This window comes from Paractinoplanes ovalisporus, assembly GCF_016834655.1.
Lineage (GTDB): Bacteria > Actinomycetota > Actinomycetes > Mycobacteriales > Micromonosporaceae > Actinoplanes > Actinoplanes ovalisporus.
Window position 1 is genome coordinate 381,788 of sequence record NZ_JAENHP010000005.1, and the last position, 18,573, is coordinate 400,360.

22 protein-coding genes are annotated in these 18,573 nt (G+C 70.8%); 15 read left to right on the plus strand and 7 right to left on the minus strand.

Features of this window, described 5'->3' with window-relative positions; translation table 11 throughout:
* Positions 1-151: 151 nt before the first annotated feature.
* The 5 genes from JIG36_RS19640 (at position 152) to JIG36_RS19660 (ending at position 3,647) form a co-directional block, all read left to right on the plus strand.
* A complete protein-coding gene (locus JIG36_RS19640) occupies positions 152-370 on the plus strand; it encodes a DUF3039 domain-containing protein (protein ID WP_203377770.1) in 219 nt (72 codons plus the stop codon).
* Positions 337-978, plus strand: coding sequence for a trimeric intracellular cation channel family protein (locus JIG36_RS19645; protein WP_307872809.1), 642 nt, complete (start codon positions 337-339; stop codon positions 976-978). The genes JIG36_RS19640 and JIG36_RS19645 overlap by 34 nt, the downstream gene beginning before the upstream one ends.
* Positions 979-1,067: 89 nt before the next feature.
* Positions 1,068-2,792, plus strand: coding sequence for a DEAD/DEAH box helicase (locus JIG36_RS19650; protein WP_203377771.1), 1,725 nt, complete (start codon positions 1,068-1,070; stop codon positions 2,790-2,792).
* Between the two features lie 100 nt (positions 2,793-2,892).
* Positions 2,893-3,387 carry a hypothetical protein gene (locus JIG36_RS19655; protein WP_203377772.1) on the plus strand — a complete coding sequence of 165 codons (495 nt, stop codon included), beginning with the start codon at positions 2,893-2,895 and terminating at the stop codon, positions 3,385-3,387.
* Positions 3,387-3,647 carry a helix-turn-helix transcriptional regulator gene (locus tag JIG36_RS19660; protein WP_203377773.1) on the plus strand — a complete coding sequence of 87 codons (261 nt, stop codon included), beginning with the start codon at positions 3,387-3,389 and terminating at the stop codon, positions 3,645-3,647. The genes JIG36_RS19655 and JIG36_RS19660 overlap by 1 nt, the downstream gene beginning before the upstream one ends.
* 120 nt (positions 3,648-3,767) lie before the next feature.
* On the opposite strand, the gene JIG36_RS19665 is transcribed toward JIG36_RS19660, so the two are convergent.
* Positions 3,768-4,007, minus strand: a complete 240-nt coding sequence (locus JIG36_RS19665) for a DUF7455 domain-containing protein (protein WP_026205883.1) — start codon at positions 4,005-4,007, stop codon at positions 3,768-3,770.
* Positions 4,008-4,250: 243 nt separating this feature from the next.
* Positions 4,251-5,813, minus strand: a complete 1,563-nt coding sequence (locus JIG36_RS19670; protein WP_203377774.1) for an RNA polymerase sigma factor — start codon at positions 5,811-5,813, stop codon at positions 4,251-4,253.
* A gap of 254 nt (positions 5,814-6,067) precedes the next feature.
* On the opposite strand from JIG36_RS19670, the gene JIG36_RS19675 reads away from it, so the two are divergent.
* The gene (locus JIG36_RS19675; protein ID WP_203377775.1) at positions 6,068-7,003 is read left to right on the plus strand and encodes an inositol monophosphatase family protein; all 936 of its coding nucleotides are present in this window, start codon (positions 6,068-6,070) and stop codon (positions 7,001-7,003) included.
* Between the two features lie 62 nt (positions 7,004-7,065).
* On the opposite strand, the gene JIG36_RS19680 is transcribed toward JIG36_RS19675, so the two are convergent.
* A complete protein-coding gene (locus JIG36_RS19680; RefSeq protein ID WP_203377776.1) occupies positions 7,066-7,611 on the minus strand; it encodes a LytR C-terminal domain-containing protein in 546 nt (181 codons plus the stop codon).
* 354 nt (positions 7,612-7,965) lie between these two features.
* Here JIG36_RS19680 and JIG36_RS19685 point away from each other — a divergent pair, with 354 nt between their 5' ends.
* Positions 7,966-8,262 (plus strand): DUF4193 domain-containing protein, encoded by a 297-nt coding sequence (locus JIG36_RS19685; RefSeq protein ID WP_203377777.1) that lies wholly within the window; start codon positions 7,966-7,968, stop codon positions 8,260-8,262.
* 143 nt (positions 8,263-8,405) lie between these two features.
* A complete protein-coding gene (locus JIG36_RS19690) occupies positions 8,406-9,224 on the plus strand; it encodes a hypothetical protein (protein WP_236047599.1) in 819 nt (272 codons plus the stop codon).
* On the opposite strand, the gene JIG36_RS19695 is transcribed toward JIG36_RS19690, so the two are convergent.
* Positions 9,225-9,713, minus strand: coding sequence for a DUF3093 domain-containing protein (locus JIG36_RS19695; RefSeq protein ID WP_307872798.1), 489 nt, complete (start codon positions 9,711-9,713; stop codon positions 9,225-9,227).
* 91 nt (positions 9,714-9,804) lie between these two features.
* Here JIG36_RS19695 and dut point away from each other — a divergent pair, with 91 nt between their 5' ends.
* From dut to JIG36_RS19715, 4 genes are all read left to right on the plus strand, one after another.
* Positions 9,805-10,272: a dUTP diphosphatase gene (dut, locus tag JIG36_RS19700; RefSeq protein ID WP_203377779.1), complete on the plus strand. Its 468-nt coding sequence runs from the start codon at positions 9,805-9,807 to the stop codon at positions 10,270-10,272.
* 17 nt (positions 10,273-10,289) lie between these two features.
* Positions 10,290-10,964: a DUF3710 domain-containing protein gene (locus JIG36_RS19705; RefSeq protein ID WP_203377780.1), complete on the plus strand. Its 675-nt coding sequence runs from the start codon at positions 10,290-10,292 to the stop codon at positions 10,962-10,964.
* Between the two features lie 94 nt (positions 10,965-11,058).
* Positions 11,059-11,436, plus strand: coding sequence for an OB-fold nucleic acid binding domain-containing protein (locus JIG36_RS19710; RefSeq protein WP_203377781.1), 378 nt, complete (start codon positions 11,059-11,061; stop codon positions 11,434-11,436).
* Complete coding sequence (locus tag JIG36_RS19715) at positions 11,433-12,221, plus strand: DUF3159 domain-containing protein (RefSeq protein WP_203377782.1); 789 nt, start codon at positions 11,433-11,435, stop codon at positions 12,219-12,221. Before JIG36_RS19710 ends, JIG36_RS19715 begins: the two co-directional genes overlap by 4 nt.
* Here JIG36_RS19715 and JIG36_RS19720 read toward each other — a convergent pair.
* Together JIG36_RS19720 and JIG36_RS19725 are read right to left on the minus strand one after the other, a co-directional pair.
* Entirely contained in the window at positions 12,218-12,901 is a 684-nt protein-coding gene (locus tag JIG36_RS19720) for a potassium channel family protein (RefSeq protein WP_203377883.1), read from the minus strand. The genes JIG36_RS19715 and JIG36_RS19720 overlap by 4 nt on opposite strands.
* Positions 12,898-13,563: a potassium channel family protein gene (locus JIG36_RS19725; RefSeq protein WP_203377783.1), complete on the minus strand. Its 666-nt coding sequence runs from the start codon at positions 13,561-13,563 to the stop codon at positions 12,898-12,900. The genes JIG36_RS19720 and JIG36_RS19725 overlap by 4 nt, the downstream gene beginning before the upstream one ends.
* A 113-nt stretch (positions 13,564-13,676) precedes the next feature.
* Between JIG36_RS19725 and JIG36_RS19730 the strand changes: the two genes are divergently transcribed.
* From JIG36_RS19730 to JIG36_RS19740, 3 genes are read left to right on the plus strand one after another with little or no spacing between them, the layout of a single operon-like run.
* The gene (locus JIG36_RS19730; protein ID WP_307872799.1) at positions 13,677-15,713 is read left to right on the plus strand and encodes an APC family permease; all 2,037 of its coding nucleotides are present in this window, start codon (positions 13,677-13,679) and stop codon (positions 15,711-15,713) included.
* A complete protein-coding gene (locus JIG36_RS19735; protein ID WP_203377785.1) occupies positions 15,710-16,960 on the plus strand; it encodes a class I SAM-dependent RNA methyltransferase in 1,251 nt (416 codons plus the stop codon). The genes JIG36_RS19730 and JIG36_RS19735 overlap by 4 nt, the downstream gene beginning before the upstream one ends.
* Before the next feature lie 59 nt (positions 16,961-17,019).
* Complete coding sequence (locus JIG36_RS19740; RefSeq protein WP_203377786.1) at positions 17,020-17,715, plus strand: carbonic anhydrase; 696 nt, start codon at positions 17,020-17,022, stop codon at positions 17,713-17,715.
* Here the strand turns inward: JIG36_RS19740 and JIG36_RS19745 are convergent.
* Positions 17,702-18,568 carry a bifunctional 5,10-methylenetetrahydrofolate dehydrogenase/5,10-methenyltetrahydrofolate cyclohydrolase gene (locus JIG36_RS19745; RefSeq protein ID WP_203377787.1) on the minus strand — a complete coding sequence of 289 codons (867 nt, stop codon included), beginning with the start codon at positions 18,566-18,568 and terminating at the stop codon, positions 17,702-17,704. The genes JIG36_RS19740 and JIG36_RS19745 overlap by 14 nt on opposite strands.
* Positions 18,569-18,573 lie beyond the last annotated feature (5 nt).

An 18,573-nucleotide genomic window follows, 5' to 3' on the forward strand; every position in this document is an offset into this window, starting at 1 on the left:
CCCCGACCTCACCTGGCCAAAGACCGGTGAGCTGGTCGTTGGACCGGCCCGGTCCGAGGTGTCACACTTGCGGGTTGGAGCTTTCGTAAGGGCCGCCGAGGCCGGGGGGACCGGCGGTAATACCCGAGAACGTGAACGAAGGGCAGATGTCGTGAGCACGGAGATTCTGGAGCGTCCGGAGACCAAGGATGCCGACACCGGGCCGGAGATGTTCCACTACGTGCGCAAGGAGAAGATTGCCGAGAGCGCGGTCATGGGCACCTATGTAGTGGCGCTCTGTGGCGAGAAGTTCCCGGTGACCAAGTCGCCGAAGCCGGGTTCCCCGGTGTGTCCGCAGTGCAAGGAAATCTACGAATCGATGCAGCGCTGACCAGTGACGGCCTCCTCGCCGCTGATCTGATCGGTGTCGCGGTCTTCGCCGCCTCGGGCGCTTCAGCCGGAGTCGCGAAGCGGCTCGACCTGTTCGGCATCGCGTTCGTCGGATTCATCGCGGCGCTCGGCGGCGGCATCCTGCGCGATCTGGTGATCGGTGCGGTGCCGCCGCTGGCCTTCGCCGACTGGCGGTACGCGGTCACCGCGGTCGCGGCCTCGCTGGCCGTCTTCTGGCTGCACCCTCGGCTGGCCCGATGGCGCCGGCCCGTCCTGCTGCTCGACGCGGCGGGGCTCGGACTCTTCACCGTCACCGGCACGCTCAAGGCGCTCGACGCGGGCGTGCCGGCGGTCGGCGCGTGCCTGATCGGCATGCTCACCGCGATCGGCGGGGGCCTCGCCCGTGACCTGCTGACCGGCGAGATTCCGGTGGTTCTCCAGCGTGACATCTATGCCGTTGCGGCCCTGGGCGGCGCGATTCTTGTCACGATCCTGCGCGGGACAGACGTCGCGGATCCGATCACGCTGAGCGTGTCGGCGCTGCTCATCACCGGTGTACGGCTGGTCGCGCTCTACCGCCGATGGTCGGCTCCGGTGGCTGCGCCGTAACCCGCGCGGGGCCGCCGTCGCGGCTATGCTAGTTGCCGCCTCCGGTCACGTGCCGGGGGTGTTTTCTTGAGGGAAGGGATCGTCGCAGCTTGAGCCCGCCACTGCCGGATCTGGAAACCTTCCCGCCACTTCGTGACTGGCAGCGCAAGGCTCTCGTGGGCTACCTGCGCCGTCGCGGGGACGACTACATGGCGGTCGCGACCCCCGGCGCCGGCAAGACGACTTTCGCCCTGCGGATCGCCGCCGAACTGCTGGCCGACCGCACCGTCGAAGCGGTCACCGTGGTCTGCCCCACCGAGCACCTCAAGGTGCAGTGGGCCTCGGCCGCGGCCCGGGTCGGCATCCAGCTCGACCACGAGTTCCGCAACTCCGACGTCCACTCGTCGCGTGACTTCCACGGCGCCGTGCTCACCTACGCGCAGGTCGGCATGGCCCCGGCGGTGCACCGCCGCCGCACCATGACGCGCTCGACGCTGGTGATCCTCGACGAGATCCACCACGCCGGCGACTCGCGGAGCTGGGGTGACGGGGTCAAAAACGCTTTCGAGCCCGCCGTACGCCGTCTCATGCTCACCGGCACGCCCTTCCGCTCGGACGAGAACCCGATCCCGTTCGTCACCTACGAGCGGGGCGAGGACGGCCTGCAGCGGTCGCGGGCCGACTCCGTCTACGGATATTCCGACGCGCTGCGCGACGGCGTCGTGCGTCCGGTGCTGTTCATGGCCTATTCCGGCGAGACCCGCTGGCGGACGAACGCCGGGGACGAACTCGCCGCCCGCCTCGGCGAGCCGATGACCAAGGACCTGATCGCGCAGGCCTGGCGGACCGCGCTCGACCACCGTGGCGACTGGATGCCCCAGGTGTTGCGGGCCGCCAACGCCCGGCTCACCAAGCTGCGCGAGCACGGCATGACCGACGCGGGCGGCCTGATCATCGCCAGCGACCAGCAGACCGCGCGGGCCTACGCCAAGGTCATCGGCGAGATCAGCGGGGAGCCGGCCACGGTCGTGCTCTCCGACGACGAGGGCGCCTCGAAGCGCATCGCCGTGTTCGCCGCCTCGCAGGAGCGCTGGATGGTCGCGGTGCGGATGGTGTCGGAGGGCGTCGACATCCCACGGCTGGCGGTCGGCGTCTATGCCACCAGCGCCTCGACCCCGCTCTATTTCGCCCAGGCGATCGGCCGCTTCGTGCGGGCGCGGCGCAAGGGCGAGACCGCGACGGTGTTTCTGCCCAGCGTGCCGCACCTGCTCGGGTTGGCCAGCGAGATGGAGGCCCAGCGCGACCACGTGCTGGGGCTGCCGAAGCAGAAGGACGGCCTGGACGACGACCTGCTCGAGCGCGCGCAGCGGGAGGAGAACGCGGAGGGCGAGCTCGAGAAGCAGTTCGAGGCCCTTTCCGCCACGGCCGAGCTCGACCAGGTCATCTATGACGGCACCTCCTTCGGCATGGGGGCGATGACCGGCACGGCCGAGGAGGAGGAATATCTCGGGCTGCCCGGGCTGCTCACCGCCGACCAGGTCTCGGTGTTGCTGAACAAGCGGCAGGCCGAGCAGATGGCGGCGCAGAAGAAGCGCAAGGCAGCCGAGCCCCCGGCGCCGGCCCAGCGGGAAGCGCCCGTGCCGATGACCGCGGGGGAGCGGCGCAACAGCCTGCGCCGGCAGCTGAACACCCTGGTCGCGGCGCATCACCACCGCACCAACCTGCCCCACGGCAAGATCCACGCGGAGCTGCGCCGGCTCTGTGGCGGGCCGCCGAGCGCCCAGGCCACGATCGAGCAGCTCGAGGAGAGGATCGCGACGATCCAGACCATGTGACGCCCGTACGGCTTGTCGCCGCTCCGCCCTGAAGTCATGTTAAGCAGTCTTGACGTCAAGTCCCCTTGACGTCAAGAGGACTTCACATCATGATGGACGCATGACGACGACAATTCTCGATCGGGTCGTGCGCTGGAATCTCGATCCCGACGGCGACTGGTACGGGGACGAGCGCGAGCGCTACCGGTGGTATGAGGGAATCGCCGCCGCCGCTTCGATGCAGTGGATCGGCGTCCCCTGGGCGGCGGCGATCCTGGTCTGGCCGCTGGGCCGCTCCGTCGTGCTCCCGTTCGCGGTCGTGCTGTTCCTGATGCTCGTTCCGATGCTCATCTGCATGTGGTACGTGCGATCCCGCCGTGTCGACACGACGCCCCGTGTCGTGAACCTCAAGCGCGTCCTGTGGGGCATGGCCGGCGGCCTGCCCTATGCGGTGTTCCTCGTCGGGGCGCTCCGTGCGTATGGCCCGGAGGAAGCGACCTGGGTCGGCGCGGCCGTCGGCGGCGTCATCGGCGGAGCGGGTGGCGTCGTGGCGCAGATCGTCAACAGCCGCCGCCGGCGACGCCTCGAGGCCGTCCCGACCGCGGACGAGGACTGATGGCGCCACCGGCCGGGCCGGTGCGGGCTCCGGAGGCGGGCGGGACGGCCGGGGTGCGCATCCGGGCCGCGCGCAAGGAGGCCGGCCTGACCCAGCAGGGGCTGTCGAGCGCGGTGCAGGTGAGCCGCCAGACCATCATCGCGATGGAGACGGGCGACTACGCACCCTCGGTCTACCTCGCGTTGAAGGTCGCCAGGGCTCTCAACACGACCGTAGAGCTGCTGTGGGGCGCGGAGGTGGACGCCAGCGGGCTCAGCTGACGCGAGAGCCGCTGGGGCCGTCTGAGACCGGCGCGCGGCGGGGATTTCCGGGCATGAAAAGGGGCGCCCCACACCGTGGGCGCCCCTTTATCGAGTCTTGCTCGGGGGGTTGGGGACTCTTCAGTTGGAGTTAGACATCATGTCCGCGCCACGCCAGGTGAACTCCGGGTCCGCCGCGTACTGCACTGCGATCTTCACCAGGTCCTCGGCGTACCGGTTGGCGTGGTGTCCGCAGAACACCAGCTCACCGCCACCAGCCAGAGTCAAACGGAGCTTTCCAGCTGCATTGCAGCGGTCGCACCGTTCATCGGCTGCGGTGCCGGCCACACTACCCGCCGGCGGCGTGAGAGTCGGGGTCATCGCCTTCCTCCTCTGTTCGAACCGATGAACATGTTCCTCGGCTACTGCTCACCATCGTGCAACACCCTGCACCGTTGCAGCCTTCCCACAGTGCCCCGGGGGGACCGAGGTCACACCGTGTTGGGCTAAGTGTGCCGTGGTCCAAGGGTGCCACGTCAACGATCACTTCTGCACAACGGTCTGATCACCACCCGATGTTGTACGGGTGGTGACCATTCGGGCACGCTTTGTTGACCGAACGCCCTAGTCCAGGTAGTCGCGCAGAACCTGGGAGCGGGACGGGTGTCGCAACTTCGACATCGTCTTGGACTCGATCTGCCGGATGCGCTCACGGGTGACCCCGTACACCTGGCCGATCTCGTCCAGCGTGCGCGGCTGGCCGTCGGTCAGGCCGAACCGCAACCGCACCACGCCCGCCTCGCGCTCGGAGAGCGTCTGGAGGACCTGCTGCAGCTGATCCTGGAGGAGCGAGAACGACACCGCGTCGACCGCGACGACCGCCTCGGAGTCCTCGATGAAGTCGCCGAGCTGGCTGTCGCCCTCGTCGCCGATCGTCTGGTCGAGCGAGATCGGCTCCCGGGCGTACTGCTGGATCTCGAGGACCTTCTCGGGAGTGATGTCCATTTCCTTGGCCAGCTCTTCCGGCGTGGGCTCACGGCCCAGGTCCTGGAGGAGCTCACGCTGGATGCGGCCGAGCTTGTTGATGACCTCGACCATGTGCACCGGTATGCGGATGGTGCGGGCCTGGTCGGCCATGGCGCGCGTGATGGCCTGGCGGATCCACCAGGTGGCGTACGTGGAGAACTTGTAGCCCTTGGTGTAGTCGAACTTCTCGACCGCGCGGATCAGACCCAGGTTGCCCTCCTGGATCAGGTCGAGGAACGCCATGCCGCGGCCCGTGTAGCGCTTCGCGAGCGACACCACCAGACGCAGGTTGGCCTCGAGCAGGTGGTTCTTGGCGCGTTCGCCGTCCCGCCCGATCCAGCGCAGGTCGCGCTCCATGTTGCGCTCGAGCTTCTCCTCGCCCTCGTCGCAGGCGCGCAGGCGCTCGGCGGCGTAGAGCCCGGCCTCGATCCGCTTGGCCAGTTCGACCTCCTGCTCGGCGTTGAGCAGCGGGACCTTGCCGATCTGCTTGAGGTAGGCGCGGACGGAGTCGGCCGAAGCGGTGAGCTCGGCGTCGCGACGCGCCTGCTTGAGCGCCTCGGACTCCTCGTCGTCCCACTCGAAGTCGCCGTCGGTGGCCGAGCTGGCGGCGTCGGTCGCGGCGGCCGCGACCATCGCGGGCGGCTCCTCGACGACGACGTCTTCGATCTCGGCGGCGAGCTCTTCGGGATCGATCTCCTCGCCGTCGGCGGGGCCCTCCTCGCCGGGCTTCGCGGCCTTGGCGGGAGCGGCCTTCTTGCCGGGGACAGCTTTGGCCGCGGCCTTCTTCGCCGGCGCCTTCTTGGCGGGCGTGGTCGCGGCCGGGTCGTCGCCGGCCTCGGGCGCGGCGGCGGCCTGCTTGGGAGCCGGCGTCGCCTTGCGGGCCGGGGCGGCCTTGGCCGTGGTGGCCTTGGAGGCCGGGGTCGCGGCCCGGGCGGCGGAGACCTTGCGGCGGGTGCTCGCCGAACCGTCGACGGCCACGGTGACGCCCGCGTCCATGAGACCGCGAAGGATCTTCTTGGCCTGGGCCGGGTTCACCTGGGCGGACTCCAGGGTGCGCGCGACCTCGACCGACGTGAGCTGCCCGCCCGCACCCTGTGCATGGGCGATCAGGGCCTCGGTGAGAGAACGAACGTCGGCACCGTTCTGGTGGGCTTCTGTCACGAAAGACCTTCCGGAGGCAATCAGGTTGAGCACGGCCATGAGCCCAGCGCAGCGCACGGCGAGGAGGCTGGCCGGTGTTGGTGTGGGGACCCCCGGGACGCGGAACATCGGTGCTCGGTGTCCGCGAAGCGGTGGGTAGGCGTGAATTGTAGCGCCGTCGAGCGAGATCCTCCCGTCACAGCACGCCGCTCGGGGCCGCCGACCTCGCCGGAGACGCCCGGCGCGAGAATGGTATCGGCGGAAAGGGCAGAGACGTGAGCGAGTTTCCGGCCGGCAACGGCCCGCAGGACGACGGCGGAAAATCCGGCGAACAACCTGGTGAACTTCTGGACCTGGCGGTCCGGGTGGCCCGCGAGGCGGCGGCCACCGCGCGACGGATGCGGGCCGAGGCGATCGGTGACGTCCAGACCAAGAGCACGGCGACCGACGTGGTGACGGCCGCCGACAAGGCCGTCGAGCGCCAGGTGGTCGAGGCGTTGCGCACGGCCCGCCCGGGCGACAGCGTGCTGGGCGAGGAGTACGGCAGCACCGAAACCGAGGAGTACGGCAGCACCGAAACCGAGGAGTACGGCAGCACCGAAACCGAGGAGCGCGGCAGCACCGAAACCGGGGGGCGCACTGAGCCGGGGGCCGTCCGGTGGATCCTCGACCCGATCGACGGCACGGTGAACTACCTCTACGGCATCCCGCAATACGCGGTCTCGCTCGCGGCCGAGGTGGACGGCGTGGTCGTGGCCGGGGTCGTCGTGAACGCGGCCACCGGTGACGAGTGGACGGCGACCCGGGGCGGCGGCGCCTGGCGCGGCGACCGCCGGCTGCGCGGCTCCGGGCCCGACGGGCTGGGGCAGTCCCTGGTCGGCACCGGGTTCAGCTACGACGCGCGACGCCGGGAACACCAGGGCCGGGTCGTGGCCGGGCTGATCACCCGTGTGCGGGACATCCGCCGTCTCGGCGCGGCGGCCCTCGACCTGTGCGCGGTGGCCGAGGGTGTGCTCGACGGCTACTACGAGAAGGGTCTCAATCCCTGGGACTGGGCCGCCGGCGGTCTGGTCGCGACCGAGGCCGGCATCGTGGTCTCCGGGCTGAACGGCGCCGCTCCGGGCCTCGACATGCTGGTGGCGGCCCCACCGGCGATCTTCGGCCCGCTCCACGACGCGCTGGCCGAGCTGGACGCAAGCGGCGGCCCGTAGAAGAACGGCCTCAGGCGGCCCCTGAGCGCCTGCCACGCCCCGGGGGCACCCGCGTACGGGGTCTAGGAGTCCTTGGCCTTCTCGACGGGCTTGAGGCAGGAACCCGGCGGCAGGGTCGGCTCGCCCACCTCGACCAGCGACTGGTTGACCTCGGTGGTGGTGGCGAGCTGCCGGAACTCGTTGCCGATCACGATGTCGACGACCTGGCCCTTGCGCTTGGCGCTGTAGGACATCTTGGACTGGGCCAGGAAGTAGGCCCGCAGCAGCTGGGCCTTGCCGACGGTGTCGGGGCCGTAGCGGATCTCGGCCACGCCCTTGTACTTGGTCTTGCTCTCGGCCGGCTTCTGCGTGGTGAACCGCCGGTTCTTGAACTCGGTGGTGACACTGTCGGCCAGGCCGGGCGTGTCCGTACCGTTGTAGACCTTGACCGAGACCTCGGCCGGGTCGTCGGGCAGGCGCAGATCGGCCCTCGGGGCGCCGGCCGGGCAGTCCTCGCCGGCGGTCGTTCCGCCCTGGGTGTCCCGCACCAGCGCGACGATGACGAACACCACCGCGGCCACGGCAAGCACGCCGACGACGACGAGCGCTCGTACGCGCGCAAAGCTCATGGGGCTGGCTCCAGGGAGAAATCCGGGGTGTCAGGGCCACCGGGCAACGGGCGGACCTGTCGAGAGGTTAGCGTCTGTCCGCCAGGCATGCGGAAACAGGGAATACTTCCGGCGCGTTGACGATGATCCAGAGGCTGATACCCCTACTTTGATGTCGCCTCGGTCACATCGGGAACAATGGGCCGCCCGTGCGCGTACAACAGTGCCGCGACAGCGGTAACGTTCCGCGCTCACCGGGGGAGTTTCACGTGTTAGGGGCAGTGTCAGAAATCGTCCGGCGGAACCGGGAACCGAAACAGCGTCGCGGGCGTTACTAACGCCAAGTGACACATCGATACAGGAGAGTGAAGACCGATGGCCACCGACTACGACGCTCCGCGTCGCGATGAGGTCGACCTCGGCGAGGACAGCCTCGAGGAGCTCAAGGCCCGCCGCGCCGACTCGCAGTCGGGCGCAGTGGACGTCGACGAGGTCGAGGTGGCGGAGAGCTTCGAGCTGCCCGGCGCCGACCTGGCCGACGAGGAGTTGACCGTCAAGGTACTGCCGATGCAGACCGACGAGTTCCGCTGTTCTCGCTGCTTCCTCGTTCATCACCGCAGCCAGCTGGCCGCGGAGCGGAACGGGGAGCTGATCTGCCGCGAGTGTGCCTGACCGGCCACTCGCAGCAGCGCACCACCACCCGGCCGCGGTTCGCGGTCGGGCGTCAGGCCGTTGCCGGGGTTTGACCCGGGGTCGACACCGGGCATCACCATGAAGAGATGAGCCCGGGGGCCCACAACGGGAGGACGACGACGATGAGCGGAACGGATCACACCGCCGGGACGGGCGTGCCGGGAGCCCTGGAGCAGACACCTGCCAAGAACCAGGAGCTGGCCTCGGTCGACGCCGAGCTCGGACAGACAGTGGCCGCCCTCACCGCCGACGACCTGGAACCGGCCGGCCGCCGGCAACTGCTCGGCCGGCTCGTCGCGGACATCCGCCGCCGTGGACTGGGCCAGATGTTCAAGCCCAAGGCCGCGGTGCGCTGGATGGCCGACGTCGTCACCGACGTCGCGCCGCACGTGCCGATCCGTGACCTCGAGACCCTGCGCCGGCATTTCCCCGGGCTGGACGACGACGATCTGGCCGACCGTCTGATCCGCAACGCCGCGCGGTCGACGGCCGGGGTCGGCGCGGCCGGGGGTGGCGTGGCCTCGATCGAGTGGATCGCACCGCCGACCCTGCTCTCCGCGCCCATCCTGCTCGGCGCCGAGACCGTCGCCGTGGTCGCGATCGAGCTCAAGCTGATCGGCGAACTGCACGAGATCTACGGCCAGCCGGTCCGGGGCAGCCTCGGCCAGCGGGCCGCGGGCCTGGTGCAGGCCTGGACGCAGCAGCGCGGGGTCAACCCGCTGGTGCCCGGCGTCGGCGTGGCCACCGTGCTCGGCACCGCCGCCCGCCGTGAGCTGCAGACGACGCTGCTCAAGCGCTTCGGGCGCAACCTGACGACCCTGGGGCCGATGCTGACCGGGGCCGCGGTCGCGGGCTATCTCAACCGCCGGGCCACCCGCAACCTGGGCGAGCACGTGCAGAAAGACCTGCGTAAGGCGCACCGCAAGGCGCTCGGAGGCTGATCAGGCCTTCGGGGAGCGGGCCTCGAGCAGGGCGGTGGCCAGCTCCACCGGGCGGCGGGTGCTGACGATCCAGTAGGGCGTGGGGTCTTCGGGGTCGTCGAGCAGCACCTGGACGGCCGGGCCGACCCACGGGCGCTGGATCACGAACGCGTACGGGTGAGCGCCCACCCCGAGCGCCTCCCGCTTGCCCGCGGTGTCGAGCGCCACGACGTCCTTGATGACCGACACCGGCAGGCGCGCGTCGTCGACCTGGAACTCCCCGTCGGCGACGGCCACCCGGATGCGGCCGGTCCAGAGCATGGCGGCCGCGGTGAGCGGCACCAGCACGGCGAACGGGACCCACTCGGGCATGGCCGGGAAGCCGAGCAGCACCTCGACGGCCACGATCGCCACCAGGATCAGCGCGACCGGCCAGAACCACCACGTCAGGCTGAGCCGCTCGAGATAGGCGGGGGGTGTGGTGGTGCGCGCGGGGGACTCCGGTGTCACCCTGGAAGGGTACGGCGCGCCTCCGCTGCCGGGCACGGCAGGATGGCAGGGTGAGGGCCGCCCGCCGCCGCACCAGTGAGGATTCTGAGCCTTGACCGACGTAGTCATCCCGATCCGCCTGCTCGAGAAGGACCTGCCGCTGCCGGCCTACGCCCACCCGGGTGACGCCGGCGCTGACCTGGTCGCCGCCGAGGAGGCCGAGCTGGCGCCGGGGCACCGCGCCAAGGTGCGTACGGGCATCGCGGTGGCCATCCCCGAGGGGTACGTCGGGCTGGTGCATCCGCGATCGGGTCTGGCCGCCCGCCTGGGCGTGACCGTGCTGAACGCGCCGGGTACGGTCGACGCCGGTTACCGCGGCGAGATTCTGGTGATTCTGGTGAACCATGACCCGGAGAACACCGTCAAGATCTCCCGGGGCGATCGCATCGCCCAGTTGGTGGTCCAGCGGGTCGAGCGGGCCTCGTTCCATGTGGTCGACGAGCTCGACGACACCGCTCGTGGCGCCGGCGGGCACGGGTCGACCGGCGGGCACAGCGCGCTGCCCACGCAGCAAGTCTGAAACGGAAGGTGTCACTGATGTTCTCGCGTAAGCGCGGCGGCCCCAAGCACGTGCGTGCGACCGACGCGCCGCCCTCGGAGGCCCTGAAGCAGAGCTTGGCCGCGGGTGACGAGCCGCCGCCGCCCGACCGCGGGCCCTGGGACTCGGCGCACGCGCCGGACGACGTGCAGCGGCTCGACCTCGGCAGCCTCCTGATCCCGGCCGTCGACGGCGTCGAGGTGCGGGTGCAGGCCAACCCCGACGGCGCGGTCGAGCAGATCGTGCTGGTCGACGGCGAGAGCGCGCTCCAGCTGGGCGTGTTCGCGGCCCCCCGTTCCGAGGGCATCTGGGACGAGGTGCGCGAAGAGATCGCCAACGCCATGAAGTCCGACGGCGTGCCGCCCCGCGAGCTCGACGGCCCGTACGGGATCGAATTGGCGGCCCGGGTCAACACCCCGGAGGGCCCGGCCGACGTGCGGTTCGTGGGCGTCGACGGCCCGCGCTGGATGGTGCGGGCGCTGTTCCAGGGTGCGGCGGCGGCCGACCCGTCCCGCGAGGGCCGGCTCGGCGAGGTGCTGACCGGTCTGGTGGTCGTCCGCGACGCCGAGGCGCGGCCGGTGCGCGAGGCGCTGCCGCTGCGGCTGCCCAAGGAGATGACCGAGCAGGCCGAGCAGGAGCAGGCCGCGCAGACCAACGGCGCCGGTCCCGCCTAGCACCTCGTGACCGCGGTCACCCAGGGCGTACCCTCTAGGAACGGCACGGCGAACGCGGCCGTGCCGTTCATCCCGGCGGGGGCTAGGAGAGGTCATGACCACCGACGAGCGCACCGGCCTGCGCCGGTTCTTCGACCGGTTGACCGCCACCGATTCCGAGCTCGACGCGCGGGATCTCCAGCGTGAGAGCGCCAAGTGCGGGGCGGTTCCGGCCGGGCAGTGCACCCGGGGTCAGGTCGTCTCGGTCTCCGGTCGTCTGCGCACGGTGGCATACACTCCCCGCACGAACCTGCCGACGCTCGAGGCCGACCTGTGGGACGGCAGCGACGTCGTGACCCTGGTCTTCCTGGGCCGGCGGTCGATCGTCGGCATCGAACCGGGGCGTCAGCTCACGGCGCGGGGCCGTATCGCGATCCGGGACGACCGTAAGGTGATCTACAACCCGTACTACGAGCTGGAGGCGCCCCGGTGACACCCGGCAGCGAGCCGCGTCACGCCGCGCACGAAACCGTGGAGGAACGGCTCGCCGAGGAGGTCGTCGAGGAACTCGACCTCCACACGGTCGAGGACGCGAAGGACAAGAAGGACGAGGACGAAGAACCGTTCCCGTCCATGAGCGAGCAGATCTCCGAGCAGCTGGGCGGAGTGCGCGGGCTGATCGAGTCGAGCCTGCCGGTGTTCGCCTTCGTGATCCTCAACGTGGTTCTCGGCGACTCCGTGGTCGGGCTCGAGAAGCGTACGGCGCTCTATTGGGCGATCGGCGGGGCGGTGTTCTCGGCGCTGGCCATCGGTGTCTTCCGGCTGGCCCGCAAGGAGCCCGTCCGGCACGCGGTGAACGGCCTGTTCGGCATCGCGGTGGGCGCCTTCCTGGCCTATCGCTCGGGCAACGCCGAGGATTTCTACCTGCCCGGCATCCTGCTCACGTTCGGCCAGGCCGCGGCCCTGCTGATCTCCGTCTTCGTGCGTAAACCGATCATCGGCTACGTGTGGGGCGTGATGGCCAACAAGGGCCAGCAGAACTGGTTCGGCAACGCGCGGCTCTTCCGGACGTTCCAGTGGCTCACCCTGGTCTGGGTGGCGTCGCTGAGCGTGCGCGCCGGCATCCAGTACTACCTGTGGGCCGCCGGCGAGGCGAACGCGCTCGGCATCGTGCGCATCCTGATCAGCTGGCCGATCTACGCCGCCACGTTCGCCTTCACCGCCTGGGCCATCCACCGCGTGACCAGCGAGCAGAAGGCCGCCGAAGCCGCGGCCTAGCCCAACTCCCGGCCGTCGATGCCCAGGACGACCGCGCGGATCTGGTCCTCCACCTCGGCGGTGCAGACGAAGATCAGCTCGTCGCCGGCCTCGAGCGGGTCGTCGGCGGTCGGCACCATGACCCGCTTGCCGCGCAGGATCGCCACCAGCGCCGAGTCGCGGGGCAGCGGCACGTCGCGCACGGGCTGACCCTCGTACGGGGCGTTGTGGGGCAGGGTGATCTCGACCAGGTTCGCCTCGCCCTGGCGGAAGGTCATGAGCCGTACGAGGTCTCCGACCGTCACCGCCTCTTCGACCAGCGCGGCCATCAGGCGGGGCTTGCTCACCGAGACGTCGACGCCCCACTGCTCGGTGAACAGCCACTCGTTCTCGGCGCGGTTGACCCGGGCCACCACGCGGGGCACGGCGAACTCGGTCTTGGCCAGCAGCGACACCACCAGGTTGGCCTTGTCGTCGCCGGTGGCGGCCACCACGACGTCGCAGCCGGCCACGTCGGCCTCCTCGAGGCTGCTCAGCTCGCACGCGTCGGCCAGCACCCACTCGGCCTCGGGCACCCGCTCGGGCCGCAGCTGGCGGGGCTGGCGCTCGATCAGCATGACCCGGTGCCCGTTGCCGATCAGCTCCTGCGCGATGGACCGGCCCACGTTGCCGGCCCCGGCGATGGCGATCCGCATGGTCAGTGCCCTTCCCTGTCGGGCCCGGAGGCGATGTCGAGCACGGCGCCCACCGTCTCGTCGGTGACCAGCATGAACACCTGGTCGCCGTCCTGGAGCACGGTGGACGGGGTGCCCAGCGTGCCCATGCCGAAGCGCATCAGATAGGCCACCCGGGCGCCCGAGCGCTCCTCCAGTGACCTGATGGTGCGGCCGACCCAGTCGCGGTGCAACGGGGCCTCGACGATCGAGACCACGCTGGTCGGGTCGCGGAACACCTCGACCGTGCCCTCGGGCACGAGATGACGCACCATCCGGTCGGCGGCCCAGCGGATCGTGGCGACGGTCGGGATGCCCAGCCGCTCGTAGACCTGGGCCCGCTTGGCGTCGTAGATGCGGGCCACGACCCGGGCCACGCCGAACGTCTCGCGGGCGAGACGAGCCGAGATGATGTTGGAGTTGTCGCCGCTGGAGACGGCCGCGAACGCGTCCGCCCGCTCGATGCCGGCCGACCGCATGACGTCGCGGTCGAAGCCGACGCCGGTCACCGTGGTGCCGCCGAAATCCGAGCCCAGCCTGCGGAAAGCGTCCGCGTTCTGGTCGATGACGGCCACCGAGTGACCGCGCTGCTCGAGGTTGGCGGCCAGCGTCGAGCCGAGCCGGCCGCACCCCATGATCACCACGTGCACGTGTCGCGTCCTCCCGCATGGGTGCTACTGAGTGAGAGATTGCCATGCCCCCGCCAGAAGCGGTGGCCGGGGCGGGGTACAGGGCTGGAACCGCGGCCGTACGCTTTGCACTCGTGGCCAGTACGACCTCCCTCGCGAAACGCCTGCTGCTGGGCCGGCCGTTCCGCTCCGACAAGCTGCAGCACACGCTGTTGCCCAAGCGGATCGCGCTGCCCGTGTTCGCCAGCGACGCGTTGTCGAGCGTGGCCTACGCGCCGGACGAGATCCTGCTGACGCTCTCGATCGCCGGCGCCGGCGCCTTCTGGATCTCCCCCTGGATCACCCTGGCCGTCGCGGTCGTGATGGTCACCGTGGTCGCCAGCTACCGCCAGAACGTGCACGCCTACCCGTCCGGCGGCGGCGACTACGAGGTGGCGACGGTCAACCTGGGCCCGCGGGCCGGTCTGGGCGTGGGCAGCGCGCTGCTGGTCGACTACATCCTCACCGTGGCCGTCTCGACCTCGGCCGGCGTCAACAACCTGGGCTCGGTGGTCCCGTTCGTCGCCGAGCACAAGGTGGCCTTCGCGATCGGTGCCATCGCCCTGCTGACCGCGCTCAACCTGCGCGGGCTGCGCGAGTCGGGCACCGCGTTCGCCGTACCGACGTACGCCTTCATCATCGTGATCGTCGGCATGATCCTGACCGGTCTGTTCCGGGTGTTCGTGCTCGGCGACGACCTGCTGGCGCCGAGCGCGGGGCTGGTCATCACGGCCGAGGAGGACCACCTCACCAGCTTCGGGTTCGCCTATCTGCTGCTGCGGACCTTCTCGTCGGGCTGTGCCGCGCTGACCGGCGTCGAGGCCATCTCGAACGGCGTGCCCGCCTTCAAGCCGCCCAAGAGCCGGAACGCGGCGACCACGCTGATGCTGCTGGGCGGTCTGTCGATCATCATGCTGGTCGGCATCGTGCTGCTGGCCCGGGCGACCAAGCTGCAGTACGTCGAGGACCCCACCCTGCAGATCGTGTCGGGCCCGGCCAACTACGTGCAGAAGACCGTCACCGCCCAGTTGGCCGAGACGATCTTCGGGCCGGGTTCGGTCCTGCTCTACCTGGTCGGCGCGGTCACCGCCCTGATCCTGTTCCTGGCCGCCAACACCGCCTTCAACGGCTTCCCGGTGCTCGGCTCGATCCTGGCCCAGGACCGCTATCTGCCCCGCCAGCTGCACACCCGGGGCGACCGGCTGGCCTTCAGCAACGGCATCATCTTCCTCGCCATCGCCGCCATGGTGCTGGTGGTGGCGTTCCAGGCCGAGACGACGCGGCTGATCCAGCTCTACATCGTGGGCGTGTTCGTGTCGTTCACGCTGTCGCAGGGCGGCATGATCCGGCACTGGAACCGCCTGCTGCGCACCCAGCGCGACCCCGAACGACGACGACGGATGATCCGCTCGCGCGCGATCAACGCGTTCGGCATGGGGCTCACCGGCGCCGTGCTGATCATCGTGCTGATCACCAAGTTCCTGCTCGGGGCGTGGATCGCGATCGCCGCCATGGTCGTCATCTACGGGCTCATGCTGGCCATCCGCAAGCACTACACGCGGGTCTCGCAGGAGCTGCAGCCCACCGACGAGCGGCCCGTGCTGCCCTCCCGCAACCACGCGATCGTGCTGGTCAGCAAGGTGCACATGCCGACGCTGCGCGCGGTCGCGTACGCCCAGGCGACCCGGCCCGACACGCTCACCGCGGTCACGGTCAACGTGGACGACAAGGACACCCGGGCGATCCAGGAGGAGTGGGAGCGCCGGCAGATCCCGGTGCCGCTGACCGTGGTCGACTCGCCCTACCGGGAGATCACCGGCCCGATCATCGACTTCGTCAAGGGCGTACGGCGGGGGTCCCCGCGCGACGTCGTCACGGTCTTCGTTCCGGAATATGTGGTCGGTCGTTGGTGGGAGAACCTGCTGCACAACCAGAGCGCGCTGCGGATCAAGGGCCGGCTGCTGTTCGAGCCGGGCGTGATGGTCACCAGCGTGCCCTGGCAGCTGCGGTCCAGCCAGGACCGCAACCTCGACCGGTTCGACCAGAGCCTGACCCGGGTGCCCGCCCGCGGCCCGCGTGTGCGGCCGCCGGCCGAGCCGCCCGCGAGCGAGAACACGGAGACCCGGACGTGACCCCGAACCCGGCCTGGGAAGAGAACGAACGCGTCGAGGTGACCGTGGGTGCCCCCGCGCACGGCGGGCACTGCGTCGCGCGGATCGGCGGGGAGCACGGCCAGGTGGTCTTCGTCCGGCACGCGCTGCCGGGCGAGCGGGTCACCGTCGAGATCACCGAGATCCACAAGGGCTTCCTCCGGGGCGACGCGGTGGAGATCCATGAGGCGTCGCCCGACCGGGTCGAGCCGCCTTGCCCGTTCGCCCATCCGGGTGGCTGCGGCGGCTGTGACCTGCAGCACGCGTCGGGCGAGGCGCAGCGGCGGTGGAAGGGCGCCGTCGTCGAGGAACAGCTTCGGCGTCTGGCCGGGCTTTCCTACGACGTACGGGTGGAGGAACTGCCCGGTGGTCTGGAGGGCTGGCGCAGCCGCGTGCGGTACGCGGTCGACGCCGCCGGACGGGCCGGGCTGCTCAAGCACCGTTCGCACGAGGTGGTCGCGATCGACCGCTGCCGGATCGCCCACCCCGCCATCCAGGGCCTCGACCTGCTGAAGCTCGAATGGCCGGACGCCGACGCGCTGGAGGCGGTCGCGACCACCGGGGGCGACGTGGCTGTGCTGGCCCGGCCCTCGGGCAGCGGCGGTGGCATGCTTCCGCCGGACGACCCGGCCGAGGGCACGACGCTCGGCGGGGGCGGTCGCGTGCGTCTCTCCGGCCCGGCCGAGGTGACCGAGGAGGCGGCCGGCCGCAGTTGGCGGGTGCCGCCCGAGGGTTTCTGGCAGGTGCACCCGGCCGCGGCCGAGACCCTGGCGGCGGCCGTGGTCGAGATGCTGCGCCCGGCCGAGGGCGAGACCGCCTGGGACCTCTACGGGGGCGCCGGGCTCTTCGCCGCCGCCCTGGCCGGGCACACCCACGCCCGTACGACGGTGGTCGAGTCCTCGGCGATCGGGGTGGCCGCCGCCCGGGAGAACGTGGACGCCGAGGTGGTCGAGGCCCGGGTCGACGCGGCGCTGTCCCGTCGGCGGATCACCGGCCCGGTCGACCTCGTGGTGCTCGACCCGCCCCGGGCCGGCGCCGGGGCCAAGGTGGTGCGTTCGGTCGTGGCGGCCGGGCCCCGCGCGGTGGCGTACGTGGCCTGCGATCCGGCGTCGCTCGCCCGGGACGTGGCCACCTTCCGCGAGCTGGGCTGGCGGCTGAGTGAACTGCGCGCCTTCGACTGCTTCCCGATGACCCAGCACGTGGAGTGCGTCGCGCTGTTGGAACCCTGACAGAATCCTGGAACCTGTCTCAATAGACTCCGATCGCTTTGAAAGATCGGAGAAGATCCATGTCCATCGGACGTCGTTCCCTGCTCGCCGCCGCCGGTGCCACCGCACTGGGCGCGACGATCGCACCCACCGCCGCCGGGGCCGCCCGGTCCCAGGAGCCGCCCCCGCCCGCCACTGCCGACGAGGCGATCGCCGAGCTGCTGCGGGGCAACCGCCGGTTCGTCCACGGCACCACCCGTCACCCGCACCAGAACGTGGCCGCGATCCACCGGCTGGCCGCGGCCCAGGACCCGTTCGTCATCACGCTGGGCTGCGCCGACTCCCGCGTACCGTCGGAAATTCTCTTCGACCAGGGTCTCGGTGACATCTTCGACAACCGGGTGGCCGGCAACATCGTCGACGACCTGCTGCTGGGCAGCATCGAATACGCCGCCGAGCACTTCGAGCCGCCGCTGCTGCTGGTGCTCGGCCACGAGCGCTGCGGCGCGATCTCGGCCACGGTCGACATCCTGCGCGACGGCGGCGAGGCGCCCGGCCACATCGCCGCCATCGTCGAGGCGCTGACCCCGATCGTCGAGCCGGTTCTCGACCGGCCCGGCGACCCGGTCGAGAACGGCGTCCGGGCCAACGTGCGGGCCCAGGTCGCGGCGCTTCTCGCGCAGAGCAGGATCATCCGGGAGAAGGTCGAAGCCGGCCGCATGGGCGTGGCCGGCGCCCGCTACGACCTCGACACCGGCAAGGTCACCCTGCTGTAGCGACCGCCTTCTCGGCGGCGGTGATCGCGTTGCGGAACAGCATCGCGACGGTCGTCGGGCCCACCCCGCCCACGCGCGGGGTGATGGCCCCGGCGACCTCGGCGCACTCCTCGGCCACGTCGGGCAGCAGGCGCTTGCCCTCGTAGCGGACACCGGCGCCGACCACCGTCGCCCCCGGGCGCACGTGTCCGGGCTGGATGATGCCGGGCACGCCGGCGGCGGCGATCAGGATCTCGGCCCGCTTGGTGTAACGCTCCCAGTCGGGCACGCCGGTGTGCACCACGGTGACGGCGGCGTTGGCGGTCGGCCGCTTCTGGGCCAGCAGCATGGCCAGCGGGCGGCCCAGGGTCGCGCCGCGGCCGAGGATGACGACCTCGCGGCCGGCGACCGGGATCTCGTAGTGCGCGAGCAGCGCCTCGATGCCGGCCGGGGTGCAGGGCAGCGGGCCGGGCAGGCCGACCGCGAGCCGGCCCATGTTGAGCGGGTGCATGCCGTCGACGTCCTTGTCGGGGTCGAGCGTCATCAGGGCCGCGTCGTAGTCGAGGTGGGCCGGGATCGGGTATTGGATGAGCACGCCGTGCACGCTGGTGTCGGCGTTCAGCTCGGCGATCACGGCCAGCAGGTGTTCCTGGGTGATGTCGCCCGAGAGGTGCCGGTGCGGCGAGTCGAAGCCGAGCTCGGCCGCCTGCCGCTGCTTGATGCGGATGTAGCCGGCGCTGGCGTCGTCGTCACCGACGAGGACGGTGGCCAGGCTGGGCGTGACGCCCTGGGCGGTGAGCTTGGCGGCGCGCTCGGCGACGTCGGCCAGGACGGCCTCGGCTACGGGCTTGCCGGGAAGAAGACGTGCGGACATGCGAC

Excerpts from the sequence above, each read along its gene's own strand:
- JIG36_RS19655 (WP_203377772.1), top strand. The coding sequence starts at position 2,893 with ATGACGACGACAATTCTCGATCGGGTCGTGCGCTGGAATCTCGATCCC.
- JIG36_RS19660 (WP_203377773.1), top strand. The coding sequence starts at position 3,387 with ATGGCGCCACCGGCCGGGCCGGTGCGGGCTCCGGAGGCGGGCGGGACG.
- JIG36_RS19665 (WP_026205883.1), bottom strand. The coding sequence starts at position 4,007 with ATGACCCCGACTCTCACGCCGCCGGCGGGTAGTGTGGCCGGCACCGCA.
- JIG36_RS19680 (WP_203377776.1), bottom strand. The coding sequence starts at position 7,611 with ATGAGCTTTGCGCGCGTACGAGCGCTCGTCGTCGTCGGCGTGCTTGCC.
- JIG36_RS19685 (WP_203377777.1), top strand. The coding sequence starts at position 7,966 with ATGGCCACCGACTACGACGCTCCGCGTCGCGATGAGGTCGACCTCGGC.
- JIG36_RS19690 (WP_236047599.1), top strand. The coding sequence starts at position 8,406 with ATGAGCGGAACGGATCACACCGCCGGGACGGGCGTGCCGGGAGCCCTG.
- JIG36_RS19705 (WP_203377780.1), top strand. The coding sequence starts at position 10,290 with ATGTTCTCGCGTAAGCGCGGCGGCCCCAAGCACGTGCGTGCGACCGAC.
- JIG36_RS19710 (WP_203377781.1), top strand. The coding sequence starts at position 11,059 with ATGACCACCGACGAGCGCACCGGCCTGCGCCGGTTCTTCGACCGGTTG.
- JIG36_RS19740 (WP_203377786.1), top strand. The coding sequence starts at position 17,020 with ATGTCCATCGGACGTCGTTCCCTGCTCGCCGCCGCCGGTGCCACCGCA.
- JIG36_RS19745 (WP_203377787.1), bottom strand. The coding sequence starts at position 18,568 with ATGTCCGCACGTCTTCTTCCCGGCAAGCCCGTAGCCGAGGCCGTCCTG.